The sequence below is a fragment of the Phenylobacterium sp. genome, assembly GCF_044372605.1.
Taxonomy (GTDB): domain Bacteria; phylum Pseudomonadota; class Alphaproteobacteria; order Caulobacterales; family Caulobacteraceae; genus Phenylobacterium.
In genome coordinates this window covers 1-12,026 of the sequence record NZ_JBILRO010000087.1, presented here as the reverse complement: position 1 = coordinate 12,026, position 12,026 = coordinate 1, and the positions used below count along the sequence as shown (strand labels likewise).

The window sequence follows — 12,026 nt, the reverse complement described above, 5'->3', positions numbered from 1 at the left end:
GATCAACGTCGAGTCCGAACCCGAGCTGCATCGGGCTTCAAGAGTGGCGCAGTCGTTGGGAAAGCGCGCCACGATCGCCATCCGGGTGAACCCGGATGTTTCGGCCGGCGGGCACGCCAAGATCTCCACCGGCAAGGCCGACAACAAATTCGGCGTTTCCTTCTCCGAAGCCGAAAGGCTCTATGTGCAAGCCGCCAACAATGCAGGCCTGAACCCGGTGGGCGTCACCTGTCATATCGGTAGCCAGATCACCGAACTGGGTCCGCTGGAAGAAGCCTTCATCAAGATGCGTGGGCTGGTCGAGCGTCTCCGTGCCGGCGGCCTGCACGTGGAGCGCCTCGACCTGGGCGGCGGCCTGGGCGTGCCCTATTTCAACATGCCGACGCCGGCCTCGCCTGCCGACTACGCCGCCATGATCGCGCGCACCATGAAGGGGCTGGACATCCAGTTCGCCTTCGAGCCCGGGCGCATGATCGCGGCTAACGCTGGAGTCTTGCTCGCCACCGTACAGCACATTCACGAGCGCCCGGAGGGTCGTCGGTTCGCGGTGCTGGACGCCGCGATGAACGATCTGATCCGCCCGGCCATGTATGACGCCTACCACGATATCCGTCCGGTGAAGCCGCGCGCCGGCGCGCCGGAGACCTATGATGTTGTGGGTCCTGTCTGCGAGACTGGCGACACATTCACCCGCGACCGCGACCTGCCCCCACTGGCGGCCGGTGATCTGGTGGCCTTCATGAGTGCCGGCGCCTACGGCGCGGTGATGTCCAGCGAGTACAATTCCCGCCTGCTTGTGCCCGAGGTGCTGGTCAAGGGCGACGAGTTCGCCATAGTCCGACCTCGGCCGACCTACGAAGATATGCTGGAACGCGAACGACCGGCACCATGGCAGGCTGTACTCAAAACCTGATCTTAACGAACCTTGGGCCACAATCTGCCGCGTAGAGGGAGCAGAACCGTGGCCCAGACGTCTGCATTGAAGATTCTGCATATCGATGACGTGGAGATCAATCTCCTTGTCCTCGACCAGATGCTCAGCATGCTGGGCCACTCGCCGGTCGGGGCAGCGACAGGCGCCGCAGCGTTCGAGCTGATCGAAAGCACCCACTTTGATCTGGTGCTCACTGACTTCCATATGCCCGATGTGACGGGCCTGGATTTCCTGAAGAACGTCAAAGCGTTGCGCGAGCCTGCGCGTTCGACGCCGGTTGTGGTGGTCACGGCCGACGTTATGAGCTTCACCAACGCCACGCTTCGCGAGATGGGCTTCGCTGGTGCCGTGGCCAAGCCGATCACGGCCGACGCAATCCGCAAGGTAATCGCCGCCATTTCCGCCGGAAGCGATCAGTTCGTTGGCGACGGATTTGCCCGGGCCGTATCGGCGCGGTGATCTCCGCCGCGCGCACCATGGTGGTACGACGCCGTTACAAATCCAGGTGTAGGAACTGATTGAAAGCGCTGGCCTCATAGTCACCGAACGCCTCACAGTTCACGAAGCCGCGCCTTCGGTAGAGTGCCAGCGCAGCGCCAAAAGCCGGACCGCTGCCGGTCTCCAAGCTTAGGCGCGAATACCCTCGCGAATTCGCGACCGCAATGATATGCTCAAGCACTGCCGCGCCGACACCTCTGCGAAGGTGTTCCGGGTGGGTCCGCATGGACTTGATCTCACCCAGGCCATCGCCCCGGTCCTTGAGCGCCCCGATTCCGGCGATGTTCTCGCCGATCCAGGCGCTCCACACTGTGACCTCCGGAACCTGAAGACCTGACAGGTCGAGAGCGAAGACGTGTCCGGCCGGCGAATTGTCGTGCATGCCCGACAGATGCAGCGCCAGTAGATCACGGGTCGGCTGGCCGGAGAGGTCGTCGACGCAAAGGACCAGGTCGGCCATCAATCCATCGCCCCGATATATGGCAGGCCCCGCATGCCACCGGAAACATCCATTCCGTAGCCCACCAGGAACCGACCTGGAGCTTCCCAGCCAACGAAGTCCGGCTCCCGCGCACGCGGCGTCGGCCACGGCTTCCGGGCAAAGACTGCGGTGAGCACCTCGCGAGCCCCCGAGTCCCGGACCAGGCGTGCGGCTTCCGACAGCGACAGCCCGGTGTCGAACACATCGTCCACCACCAACGCCTTGCGCCCGGCAATGGGCCTCTGCAAATCGGCCCGCACCTCACAGCGCCCACTGGATTGGCGCCCGTCCTTGTAAGAGGCCAGCCAGAGCGCGTCGAAGGCAACCATACGACCTCGCCGCGCTAGCGCCCGGGTCAGGTCCGCCGCGAACCAGATCCCGCCGGTGAGCAGGCAAACCACCACCGTTTCGTTGTCGATTCGCGGTGCAATCTGATCGGCCAGAACCTCGATACGCGCGGCCACCTCGGCCTCGGAAATCAGGACGATGGGTTCAGTGAGACTCATGTGGGGTCAAGGCGTCCGGTGAATCGGCAGGAAGGGGTTTGGCTTCGACGGCGGCGGGTGCGGGCTGGGCGACGGGCTCGGCATGGTGATCAGCGCCGGCGTTTGTCGGCACCGGATCGAAGGTAATCTCAAGTTCATGGGACCCTTTAGGAGGGTTCGGGAAGGAAACTGCAAAGTAACGCCGGGCGCCAGCCGGCACACGGGCGTTAAGTGGCCGCGCCAACATCCCGGCGACGACTACGCCGTCCTTGCCCAGAAGGCTGATACGGATCGGGGGCGTGCCGACTTCGGCTTTGGTGCGGTTATAGATGACCCCGGTTATCTCCAGAACGGCTCGCCCGCCCTGCATCACGGCTTTGGAGGTCACATCTTCTATCGACAGACCCAGGGTATCGACTTTCAGTCCGACCGCCTCGAACACCGGGGCGACGACGGGCGCCGCCTCCACCAGTGCCTGACGCATCACGATGATGGCGCCTAGCCCCGCAACCAGTCCTACAGCGCCGACCAGGCCAGCGATCAGGGCCACCGCCGGTTTTCGGTCCGGTTTGGCTTTGGCCTTACCGACCGGGCCGATGACATCCAGATCGTCCGTGACTTCGGGTCTGACGACGCGGACGTCCGCCACTACGTCAGGCGTTGGCCGAAGCGAGGGCGAGCCGGGCTCAGGTTCCGGCGCGCCTTCGGGCTTGGCCCGCCAGCGGTTGCCGCAGCTCGAACACTTGACCAAGCGTCCCTGCGGCGGGACGCGGTCGTCGTCCACAAAATAGCTGGTGGCGCAGTCGGGACAGGTCAGTATCATGATAAACGAATCGGACGCTCCAGCACCCTCACCCCGAGGTCGCCGATTTCGGCCCCCATGTCCAGAAACGCCCAAGCCGCCGCCGGGGAATCGTTGTCTGACGAGATCCTCCGCTTCTCTGATGTGTCCATGCGCTACGGGCGTGGTCCTGAAGTTCTGAGTAACGTCTCGCTCAGCCTGCCACGGGGATCCTTCCATTTCATCACCGGCGTCTCTGGCGCGGGAAAGAGCTCTCTCCTGAAGCTGATCTATCTGGCGGCACGTCCCTCCTCTGGGGCATTCCGACTGTTTGGGGACGACGTGGCGACGATGAGCGCCCGCGATCTGCCCATGGCGCGCCGCAAGATCGGCGTGGTGTTTCAGGACCTGCTACTGCTGGACCATCTCTCCGCTTTCGACAATACCGCCCTGCCCCTGCGCATCGCTGGCCATAAGGCGGCCGACTACAGGAGCGACGTGGCGGAACTCCTGACCTGGGTGGGGTTGGGCACCCGGATGAATGCCCTGCCGCCAACCCTGGCGGGGGGCGAGAAGCAACGTCTGGCGATCGCGCGCGCCGTGGTGAACCGGCCGGAAATCCTGCTTGCGGACGAGCCCACCGGCAATGTGGACCATGAGATGGCGCTCAGGATCTACCGGCTGTTCGTCGAGATGAACCGGCTCGGTACGACGGTGATCATCGCAACCCACGATCAGGATCTGGTCGCCAGGTCGGGCCGACCCGTGCTTCACCTTGAGAAGGGCCGGCTGAAGCCTTTGCCCCCGCAGGGACCGGTGACATGAGCGAGGCTTTCGACGCTGCCCGCTGGCGACCCGCTGCATTCCTGCCGGAACAGGACGCCCGCGACCCGGCCTTGATTTTCGTGATTGCCGTCTTGTGTTTTCTGGCCTGCCTTACAGCACTGGGTGCGCTTGCCGGAGACCGCGGCGCGCGAGGCTGGACGGGACAACTGGTCGGAGAGGCGACGGTGATTGTGCGCGCCCGGGGCGGCGAGACCCCCGACGCGGCCGCGGCGCGGGCTGCCGAAGCCCTGGCCGGATTGCCCGGCGTCACCGAGGTGCGTGCCCTGGAAAAGGAGAAAGCCTACGACCTGATCCGACCCTGGATCGGTGATGTAGCCAACCTGGATGACCTGCCGGTGCCGCGCCTCGTTGCGGTGACCCTTGATCCCAAAGCCCCGGCGACCTCGGCATCTCTGGATCAGGCGCTGAAGCGCCAGAAGCTGGATGCAGTGGTCGACGATCACTCCATCTGGATCAAGGACATCCGACGCGCCGCTGGCGTTGTACGCGGAACAGCCATCGTGATCTTTGTGCTGATCGCCGCCGCTGCGGCGGCCATCGTCGCCTTCGCCACTCGTGCTGGCCTGGCGGCGCGGCGGGACGTTGTTGAGGTCTTGCACCTTACTGGCGCCGAAGATAGCCAGATCGCCAGTCTATTCGAGCTACGGTTCGCCCGGATTGCCGCCGTTTCAGGGACAATCGGCGCGGTCTCCGCAGGCGCACTTGGCGGTGTTTTGCGAATTATGGGCGGCGGCGAGGGACTGACACCCGCACTGCCAGTCGCCTGGATCGACCTGCTGGCCGTACTCCCCTGTCCTGTGCTTGCCGCACTGGTCGCCGCCATCGCCGCGCGCCTGACAGCGCGGAGGCTGATAAAAGACCTCTGATGAAGTCTATCGCCGCCTTCCTGGTCCTGGCGCTGATCTGGTTCTCGGGCCTGCTGGCCTTCGCAGGAAGAGTGCAGGGGTCGACGCCCAACCCGGCGCCTGGCAACGCCCAGGGCATCGTGGCCCTGACCGGCGCCAACTCCAACGAACGTCTGGCCGCAGCGATGGGTTTGCTGGAAGACGGCTATGGGCGCCGGGTGCTGGTTTCCGGCGTCGACCCGATCGCCAGTCGAGCCGACATACGTCGAGTGTCGCGTGCTGTGCGCAGGCTCTATGACTGCTGTGTCGATCTTGGATTCACCGCAGCCGACACCGTGGGCAATGCACGTGAGACCGCCGCCTGGGCAGGTGCCATGAGATACCGCAAATTGATCATCGTCACTGCCGACTACCATCTGCCCCGGGCGATGCTGGAACTGAACGCCGTGCTGCGGGGGACCGGTGTGACAGCACAGACCTATGCTGTCGCCACGCCATCGCTCAAGGCCCGCGACTGGTGGCGCAATCCTGCCGCAGTTCGATTGATGGTGATAGAGTATTGCAAGTATCTGGCGATCCTCGCCCGTGAGGCTGTACTGGGCCTCGGGCCCCGAGATACACCCGCCGCCCAACAGAAAGCCGCCTTGTGACTGCAATCCGATCCCTGCTCTATGTGGCGCTGTTCTACCTGTGGACCGCCGTCGTTGCGATCCTGGCCACGCCACTGCTGCTTGGGCCCACCAACTGGGTCTTCAAGATGTTCCATATGTGGGGTCGGGGGGTCATCCTGCTATTGAGAATCTGCGGAATCCAGGTCGAAGTACGCGGCCGTCAGTACATTCCGACTGGCGCGGCGCTGGTGGCACCCAAGCACCAATGCATGCTGGATATCTTCGCCCAGTTCACCTGGCTGCCCCAGTCAGTGTTCGTGATGAAGAAGGAGCTGGCATGGATCCCCTGGTTCGCCTGGTATGCGAAGAAGGCTGGAGCCATCGTCATTGACCGCGAGGGACAGGCCAAGACAATCCGCCAGATCATTCGCGAAGGCACGGAACTCTTCAAGCTCGAACGACAGGTGGTGATCTATCCGGAAGGCACCCGAAAGGCACCGGGCTCGCCTCCCGACTACAAACCTGGGATCGCTGCGCTCTACCGCGAACTGAACGTGCCAGTCTATCCGGTAGCCACCAACGCTGGCGTCCACTGGCCGGCCCATGGGTTCATCCGCAAGCCGGGTCTGATCGTATTCGAGTATTTGGAGCCTATCCCGCCGGGCCTGAAGCGCGCCGAATTCATGCGCATCCTGGAAGAGCGGATCGAGGCGAAGTCGACGGAGCTGCTGGCGCTATAGGCGCTCGACCATCCCCAGCAACCGCTCCATGGCGGCGTCGCGAACACCCATTTCCCGCAAATGGTTCACGAGGTCGCGCAGATATTCCACATTCGGGCCCGATAGGCCTTTTGCGTCCGCTATGAGCTCCGCCTGCCGGTCGAGCCTGAGGACGCCAGCCCATTGCGGGTGGCCGACGTCAGAGAGAAACGTCAGCGCATCAACCCGGCGGCCATCCTCGAGGCGAACCTGCCGACGCGCCTCAATGTAGGTCTCGGTAGGCTGCTCGCGCTCCATCAGATAGGCGTAGGTCTCGGCCCAATCCGCCTCGGATACCCGATAGGCGGCTCCACGTGTCGCGCCGCCCGGCGCCAGGCCCAGCACCAGCCCCGGCCGCTCGTATGTGCCCCGGTGGTGCACTGAATAGATGCAGAAAGCGCGGCGGCGTCCGTGTAAGGTGGCGGCTCGACGCTCGGCAAACGGGAACCCTGGCCGCCACATCAGGGACCCATAGCCGAAAACCCACCGTTCCGAAGCCATTCCAGACCCGCTCGCCATCACATCATGTCTCTGCCCGATCCGACGCCGCCTCGCAAACTCAGCCGCCTGGGCCTCTACGGTCCGATCGTCGCCCTGGTCCTGCTTGTCGCGGGGTTCAGCGCTGCCTGGTTCTGGGCGCGCGGCGAGGCCGAAACACGTATGGATGCCGGCGTCGCGCAGCTGAAGCGCGCCGGATACGAGATCAGCTGGAAGGATCGAAAGATCAGCGGTTATCCCTTCCGGCTCAACATTACCCTGACTGAAGCCAACGCCAGGCACAGCTCGGGGTGGGCTCTGGAGGCTCCGGTGGTGGAGGGGCAGGCCTTCATGCATGCGCCGACCAGCTGGGTGATCGCGACGCCAGAGGGCCTCACTTTCGTCCGCCCCGCCGCCGGTCCGGTGCGCGTCACGGGCAAGCTAATTCGCGCCAGCCTCACCCGACTGACCGCCACCCCGCCCAATCTGTCGTTTGAGGGCGTCGATCTTGTGTTCCAGCCGACAGCCGGGGCCCAGCCCTTTGCGCTGTCTTCGGCGGAGCGGGTCGAGTTCCATCTACGACGCGCGCCAAAGGAGGTCGGGGCCGAGGCGGGCGTCTGGCTGATGGTCAAGAACGGTAAGGCGCAGCTTTCTGGCATGTTGGGTCGGGTGGCGGGTGAGAAGCCAGTCTCTATCGAGTGGGATGGCAGGATCTCGGCCATCGACGCCTTCCGGGGACCAGACTGGCCAGACGCCGTGCGTAACTGGACAACGGCAGGGGGGCGGATGAGCGTCAAGCGTGGAGGCCTGACGGCGGGCGATGCGCTGGTCGGGGTGAACTCCGGCAACCTGGGGGTCGGCTCGGACGGTCGCCTCACCGGGGTGCTGGACGTATCGCTGCGCCAGGCGCCACGGGCGCTGGGCGTCATGGGCGCATCAGGCGCATTGCCGCTCGATCGTGCCGTGGCCGCAACCGCCGTCGCAGAAGCCCGCACCAGCGGCGATCTTGCTCGGGCAACCCTCAACTTCGAGGCCGGCCAGACCACGTTGGGTCCGGTTGCACTGGCGCCGTCGCCAAAGGTGTACGATCGTCGCTAGCTGAGCCATGATGGGCTATGGCATCGCTCTACAACCGTTTCGTCCTGCCCGGCCTGCTCAAGTGCGCCTGCTCCTCGCCGGGGATCATGAAGCAGCGCGCCAAGGTCGTGCCTCTGGCCTCCGGTCGGGTGCTGGAGCTGGGGATCGGCATGGGGCTGAACCTGGCGCTCTACGATGGCGACAAGGTCGAGAGCGTCACCGGGGTGGATCCGGCGCCAGAACTGCGGGCCATCGCTGAAGCCGCGCCACGTGACCCCAGGCTGACGGTGAGGGTTGAGGATGGAACGGCCGAAGCCCTGCCGTTCGAGGATGCGAGCTTCGACTGTGTGGTCTGCACCTTCACCCTCTGCTCCGTGCAGGCGCCGGCAGCAGCGCTGGCGGAGGCGCGGCGGGTGCTGAAGCCGGGCGGGCGGTTCCTCTACTGCGAGCATGGACTGGCTCCCGACGCAGGGGTGGCCAGGTGGCAGCGGCGTGTCGAGCCGCTTTGGAAGCGCATCGCCGGAGGGTGCCATCTGACGCGCCCGGTCCACGCGACCATAGAGGCAGGTGGCCTCAAGGTCCGCTGGCAGGACAGCCTATACATTCCCGGCGCGCCCCGAATCGCGGGGTGGAGCGAGTGGGGCGAGGCTGCCCCTCTTTAATTGATTTCTATACTTGAAACTTTTGACAACTAGCGGGTCAGAAGCCGGTTGTGCATGAGGCGTGAACGACCGGGAGCGCGAAGGCCCGGAAGCGGCTGGGCAGCCGCATGGCGGCCCGGGTGGCGTCCCGGACCGTCACAAAGTGCTGGGCCAGTTCAGAGGCCTCGGTCCAGGCGACGCGGGCGTTGCTCTCGGTCAGGTACTCAAGATGGTCCGCATTGGCACGGGCCACAACAACGGAAGACGCCATCGGCTCTCTCCATCGAACGGTGTTCCGTTCTGGACCACCTGGCCGGTTTCCTCCCAAGGTTCGTGCCAAAGCCCGAATCGTCGAGAACGCTTCACAGTAAGGGACCGGAAGAACCGCCATGCCGCAGGTGACCTATCTGGTGGAGTTCGCGGGCGACGCCTGGTGGATCGACCTCGAGGGCAAGCGGTTCGGTCCCTATTCGAGTCTGGACACCGTCATGGCCGCCGCGTCGCGGGCCGCGCACAAGGCGGAGGCGCAGGGCTACGAGGCCATGGTCAACGTCCGATCACCTGAAGACAAGGCGGCCTAGACTTTTCAGGGGAAAACTCGCGCGAGCCGGCCGATGGTAGCTGGAGGCGGACTTGAACCGCCGACCTGTGGGTTATGAATCCACCGCTCTAACCAGCTGAGCTACCCAGCCATGGGTCGGCTCGCGCGAGGCGCGGTTTATAGGGGCGAAGCGATCCGGCTTCAAGCGCTTGGGAAACTCGGGTTCTGAGGCTAGGTTTATTCCTGCAATGAGCGTCCTGCACCTCTTGGGAACGGCCGGCGAAGGCGGGGCGGAGACCTACTTCGTCGACCTCGTGAAGGCTTTGGCACGCGCGGGCGTTGCCGAGGCTTGCGCCATCCGCGCCAACACGACCCGCGAAGCGCGGCTGGGCCGGGCCGGCGTGCCGTTCAAGGTCGCCCGGTTCGGCGGGCCCATCGACATCCTGACCCGTCCGGCCATCGCGAGATTCGCGGCCCGCAGCGACACAAAGGTCGCCGTCGCCTGGATGAACCGGGCCGCCCGCCATACCCCGCGCGGACCCTGGGCCCGGATCGGCCGGCTGGGCGGCTACTACAACCTCAAATACTATCAGGGCTTCGATCACCTGGTGGCCAACACCGAGGACATCGCCGATTGGATCGTGGCGCAGGGCTGGCCTGCCGGAAACGTCTCCTGCATCCCCAATTTCGCCGCGGCTCCACCGACCCCGGCGCCTGTGGATCGCGCCAGCCTGACCACGCCCGCCGACGCGCCGCTTCTGCTGGCGATGGGCCGTCTGCACGAGAACAAGGCCCACGATATAAGCCTGCAGGCGCTGGTCGACATCCCCGACGCCTGGCTGTGGATCGCCGGCGCCGGGCCGCTGGAGGGCAAGCTGCGTGGACTGGCCGAGGCGCTGGGCGTGGCCGAGCGCGTCCGCTTCCTGGGCTGGCGCACCGACGCGTCAGCCCTCTACCGCACCGCCGACGTCTGCGTCTTTCCGTCCCGCTACGAGCCACTGGGCAATGTGGTGATCCAGGCCTGGGCCCACAGCCTGCCGGTGGTCGCCGCGGCCAGCCAGGGCCCGGCCGCCCTGATCCACACCGGAGAAGACGGCCTGCTGGTTCCCGTAGATGACGCACCTGCCCTTGCGGACGGGGTGCGCCGCCTGCTGGCCGATCCGGCGCTGCGTGGCCGGCTCGCCGACGCCGGTGCCCGCCGGGTTGAGGCGGAATTCTCCGAAGCCGCTGTCGTCGGCCAATGGAAGACGCTGCTGGCCGATTTCGGCGCCGACTGATGTGCGCGATCGCCGGGCAGTTGGGCGGCGGGGCCGCGGCCGTCAGGCCGATGATCGAGGCCATGACCCATCGGGGCCCCGATGGTCTGCGGCTGGAGACCATCGCCGGCGCGACCCTGGCCCATGCGCGGCTGTCGATCATCGACCTGGAGGGCGGCTGGCAGCCCCTGCACGCCGCCGGCGCCACGGTGGTCGGGAACGGCGAGATCTACAACTATGTGGAACTGGCCGGCGACCATGGCCTGACCGACCAGCTGGCCACCGGCTCCGATTTCGAACCCCTGCTGCACCTCTATGCCCGCGAGGGCGCGCAGGCGTTCCAGCGGTTGCGCGGGATGTACGCCCTCTGCCTGGTGGGCGCCGATGGCCGCGCCTGGCTGGCGCGCGACCCGTTCGGGATCAAGCCGCTCTACATCCTGGAGCATGACACGGGCCTGGCCTTCGCCTCCGAGCCCCGCGCCTTCTTCGCCGCCGGACTGCTGACCCCGCTGCTGGACGACACCGCCGCCCGCGAACTGCTCGAGCTCAACTATGTGCTGGGCGACCACACCCCGTTCCAGGGCCTGCGCCGCGTGGCTCCCGGCGAGGTGCTGGAAGTGCGCGATGGGCGGATTGTCAGCGGGCATCGAAAATCGTTCCTCCCCCGGGCGACGGGGGAGGTGGCGGCGAAGCCGACGGAGGGGGCGCTGCCACCGCCGGGTGCGCGCCGCAGCGCCCCCTCCACCACTTCGTGGTCCCCCTCCCCCGCAAAGGCGGGGGAGGAATTATCGCTCATCAACCGGCTCGATGCAGTGCTGGAGGACAGCGTGCGGGTGCACCAGCGCTCGGACGTGCCCTATGGCCTGTTCCTGTCGGGCGGGATCGACAGCGCCGCCATCGCCACGGTGATGGCGCGGCTCAACACGCGGCCCGTCACCGCCTTTACCTGCGGGTTCGACGCCCCGGGCGCGCGTGACGAGCGCGGCCAGGCCGAGCGGGTGGCCCGGGCGCTGGACCTCGACTGGCGGGAGACGACCTTCGACGAGGCCGACTTCTGGCGGGTGTTGCCGCAGGTCGCCTGGGCGCTGGATGATCCCACAGCGGATTACGCCATCCTGCCCACCTTCAAGCTGGCGGAGGCCGCGAAGGATACCCTGACCGTCGTCCTTACCGGCGAGGGCGGCGACGAACTGTTCGGCGGCTATGGCCGCTATCGGCGCGCCCTGCGCCCGGCCTGGCTGGGCGGGCGACCGGCCGAGCCTCGCGGGACGAGCCCGCCGGTGCTGGCCGCCTGGCGCGACGCGGCCCGGGCGCCACGCGGAGCCACGCCCCTGCAGGCCGCCCAATGGGCCGACATCGCCACCTGGCTGCCCCATGACCTGCTGCTGAAGCTGGACCGCTGCCTGATGGCCCACGGACTGGAGGGGCGCACGCCGTTTCTGGATCCTGAGGTCGCCACCTTCGCCTGGCCCCTGCCCGACCGCATGAAGGTGCGCGGCGGTTACGGCAAGTGGCTGCTGCGCAAGTGGCTGGAACGCGTCTGCCCCTCTGCCGACCCCTGGGCGAAGAAGCAGGGTTTCACCGTGCCGGTGGACGCCTGGATCGCCCCGCGCTCCGCCGACATCGCCGGGAACCTCGGTAAGGTGGAGGCCGTGCGGCGACTGCTGGGCGATGAGGCAAGGCCAAGGATGCTGACGCCGGGCGCGGGGCGGTGGCCGCTGTTGTTCTTCGCGGTGTGGGCGCTGATCCACCTGGAGGGCGCGGCGCCGGAAGAGGCGATGAGGGTGGTTGCCGG

General features: G+C 66.3%; 16 protein-coding genes and 1 tRNA gene. 11 read left to right on the top strand and 6 right to left on the bottom strand.

Going from position 1 to position 12,026, the window contains the following annotated elements:
* Positions 1–913 (top strand): diaminopimelate decarboxylase (gene lysA, locus ACIQ42_RS09130; RefSeq protein WP_397421889.1); only part of this gene is annotated, 913 nt, incomplete at its 5' end.
* A gap of 48 nt (positions 914–961) precedes the next feature.
* A complete protein-coding gene (locus ACIQ42_RS09125; protein WP_397421888.1) occupies positions 962–1,393 on the top strand; it encodes a response regulator in 432 nt (143 codons plus the stop codon).
* Between the two features lie 34 nt (positions 1,394–1,427).
* On the opposite strand, the gene ACIQ42_RS09120 is transcribed toward ACIQ42_RS09125, so the two are convergent.
* Genes ACIQ42_RS09120 through ACIQ42_RS09110 form a run of 3 tightly spaced genes read right to left on the bottom strand, consistent with a single transcriptional unit; the run spans position 1,428 to position 3,221 of the window.
* The gene (locus ACIQ42_RS09120; protein ID WP_397421887.1) at positions 1,428–1,892 is read right to left on the bottom strand and encodes a GNAT family N-acetyltransferase; all 465 of its coding nucleotides are present in this window, start codon (positions 1,890–1,892) and stop codon (positions 1,428–1,430) included.
* Positions 1,892–2,419: a phosphoribosyltransferase gene (locus tag ACIQ42_RS09115; protein WP_397421886.1), complete on the bottom strand. Its 528-nt coding sequence runs from the start codon at positions 2,417–2,419 to the stop codon at positions 1,892–1,894. The genes ACIQ42_RS09120 and ACIQ42_RS09115 overlap by 1 nt, the downstream gene beginning before the upstream one ends.
* Positions 2,406–3,221, bottom strand: coding sequence for an MJ0042-type zinc finger domain-containing protein (locus ACIQ42_RS09110; protein ID WP_397421885.1), 816 nt, complete (start codon positions 3,219–3,221; stop codon positions 2,406–2,408). Before ACIQ42_RS09110 ends, ACIQ42_RS09115 begins: the two co-directional genes overlap by 14 nt.
* 57 nt (positions 3,222–3,278) lie before the next feature.
* Here ACIQ42_RS09110 and ftsE point away from each other — a divergent pair, with 57 nt between their 5' ends.
* From ftsE to ACIQ42_RS09090, 4 genes are read left to right on the top strand one after another with little or no spacing between them, the layout of a single operon-like run.
* Positions 3,279–4,004 carry a cell division ATP-binding protein FtsE gene (gene ftsE, locus ACIQ42_RS09105; protein WP_397421884.1) on the top strand — a complete coding sequence of 242 codons (726 nt, stop codon included), beginning with the start codon at positions 3,279–3,281 and terminating at the stop codon, positions 4,002–4,004.
* Complete coding sequence (locus ACIQ42_RS09100) at positions 4,001–4,891, top strand: cell division protein FtsX (RefSeq protein WP_397421883.1); 891 nt, start codon at positions 4,001–4,003, stop codon at positions 4,889–4,891. The genes ftsE and ACIQ42_RS09100 overlap by 4 nt, the downstream gene beginning before the upstream one ends.
* On the top strand, positions 4,891–5,520 hold the full coding sequence (locus ACIQ42_RS09095; RefSeq protein ID WP_397421882.1) for a YdcF family protein: 630 nt from the start codon (positions 4,891–4,893) through the stop codon (positions 5,518–5,520). Before ACIQ42_RS09100 ends, ACIQ42_RS09095 begins: the two co-directional genes overlap by 1 nt.
* Complete coding sequence (locus tag ACIQ42_RS09090) at positions 5,517–6,221, top strand: lysophospholipid acyltransferase family protein (protein ID WP_397421881.1); 705 nt, start codon at positions 5,517–5,519, stop codon at positions 6,219–6,221. The genes ACIQ42_RS09095 and ACIQ42_RS09090 overlap by 4 nt, the downstream gene beginning before the upstream one ends.
* On the opposite strand, the gene ACIQ42_RS09085 is transcribed toward ACIQ42_RS09090, so the two are convergent.
* On the bottom strand, positions 6,216–6,740 hold the full coding sequence (locus ACIQ42_RS09085; protein WP_397421880.1) for a gamma-glutamylcyclotransferase: 525 nt from the start codon (positions 6,738–6,740) through the stop codon (positions 6,216–6,218). The genes ACIQ42_RS09090 and ACIQ42_RS09085 overlap by 6 nt on opposite strands.
* A gap of 24 nt (positions 6,741–6,764) precedes the next feature.
* On the opposite strand from ACIQ42_RS09085, the gene ACIQ42_RS09080 reads away from it, so the two are divergent.
* A complete protein-coding gene (locus tag ACIQ42_RS09080) occupies positions 6,765–7,814 on the top strand; it encodes a DUF2125 domain-containing protein (RefSeq protein ID WP_397421879.1) in 1,050 nt (349 codons plus the stop codon).
* Between the two features lie 17 nt (positions 7,815–7,831).
* Complete coding sequence (locus ACIQ42_RS09075; protein WP_397421878.1) at positions 7,832–8,455, top strand: class I SAM-dependent methyltransferase; 624 nt, start codon at positions 7,832–7,834, stop codon at positions 8,453–8,455.
* 37 nt (positions 8,456–8,492) lie between these two features.
* On the opposite strand, the gene ACIQ42_RS09070 is transcribed toward ACIQ42_RS09075, so the two are convergent.
* The gene (locus ACIQ42_RS09070) at positions 8,493–8,705 is read right to left on the bottom strand and encodes a hypothetical protein (protein WP_397421877.1); all 213 of its coding nucleotides are present in this window, start codon (positions 8,703–8,705) and stop codon (positions 8,493–8,495) included.
* Between the two features lie 118 nt (positions 8,706–8,823).
* On the opposite strand from ACIQ42_RS09070, the gene ACIQ42_RS09065 reads away from it, so the two are divergent.
* The gene (locus tag ACIQ42_RS09065; protein WP_397421876.1) at positions 8,824–9,015 is read left to right on the top strand and encodes a hypothetical protein; all 192 of its coding nucleotides are present in this window, start codon (positions 8,824–8,826) and stop codon (positions 9,013–9,015) included.
* Between the two features lie 34 nt (positions 9,016–9,049).
* Here the strand turns inward: ACIQ42_RS09065 and ACIQ42_RS09060 are convergent.
* Positions 9,050–9,126, bottom strand: a tRNA-Met gene (locus ACIQ42_RS09060).
* Between the two features lie 97 nt (positions 9,127–9,223).
* Between ACIQ42_RS09060 and ACIQ42_RS09055 the strand changes: the two genes are divergently transcribed.
* Both ACIQ42_RS09055 and asnB read left to right on the top strand, forming a co-directional pair.
* Complete coding sequence (locus ACIQ42_RS09055) at positions 9,224–10,252, top strand: glycosyltransferase (protein ID WP_397421875.1); 1,029 nt, start codon at positions 9,224–9,226, stop codon at positions 10,250–10,252.
* Positions 10,252–12,026, top strand: a 1,775-nt coding sequence (gene asnB / locus ACIQ42_RS09050) for an asparagine synthase (glutamine-hydrolyzing) (protein WP_397421874.1), incomplete at its 3' end; no start/stop codon positions are given. The genes ACIQ42_RS09055 and asnB, both read left to right, overlap by 1 nt.

Bases quoted from the DNA above. Each gene is read 5' to 3' on its own strand.
- ACIQ42_RS09100 (WP_397421883.1), top strand. From the start codon at position 4,001: ATGAGCGAGGCTTTCGACGCTGCCCGCTGGCGACCCGCTGCATTCCTG.
- ACIQ42_RS09080 (WP_397421879.1), top strand. From the start codon at position 6,765: ATGTCTCTGCCCGATCCGACGCCGCCTCGCAAACTCAGCCGCCTGGGC.
- ACIQ42_RS09055 (WP_397421875.1), top strand. From the start codon at position 9,224: ATGAGCGTCCTGCACCTCTTGGGAACGGCCGGCGAAGGCGGGGCGGAG.
- ACIQ42_RS09070 (WP_397421877.1), bottom strand. From the start codon at position 8,705: ATGGCGTCTTCCGTTGTTGTGGCCCGTGCCAATGCGGACCATCTTGAG.
- ACIQ42_RS09095 (WP_397421882.1), top strand. From the start codon at position 4,891: ATGAAGTCTATCGCCGCCTTCCTGGTCCTGGCGCTGATCTGGTTCTCG.
- ACIQ42_RS09115 (WP_397421886.1), bottom strand. From the start codon at position 2,419: ATGAGTCTCACTGAACCCATCGTCCTGATTTCCGAGGCCGAGGTGGCC.
- ftsE (WP_397421884.1), top strand. From the start codon at position 3,279: ATGTCCAGAAACGCCCAAGCCGCCGCCGGGGAATCGTTGTCTGACGAG.
- ACIQ42_RS09110 (WP_397421885.1), bottom strand. From the start codon at position 3,221: ATGATACTGACCTGTCCCGACTGCGCCACCAGCTATTTTGTGGACGAC.
- ACIQ42_RS09120 (WP_397421887.1), bottom strand. From the start codon at position 1,892: ATGGCCGACCTGGTCCTTTGCGTCGACGACCTCTCCGGCCAGCCGACC.
- ACIQ42_RS09085 (WP_397421880.1), bottom strand. From the start codon at position 6,740: ATGGCTTCGGAACGGTGGGTTTTCGGCTATGGGTCCCTGATGTGGCGG.
- ACIQ42_RS09065 (WP_397421876.1), top strand. From the start codon at position 8,824: ATGCCGCAGGTGACCTATCTGGTGGAGTTCGCGGGCGACGCCTGGTGG.
- ACIQ42_RS09075 (WP_397421878.1), top strand. From the start codon at position 7,832: ATGGCATCGCTCTACAACCGTTTCGTCCTGCCCGGCCTGCTCAAGTGC.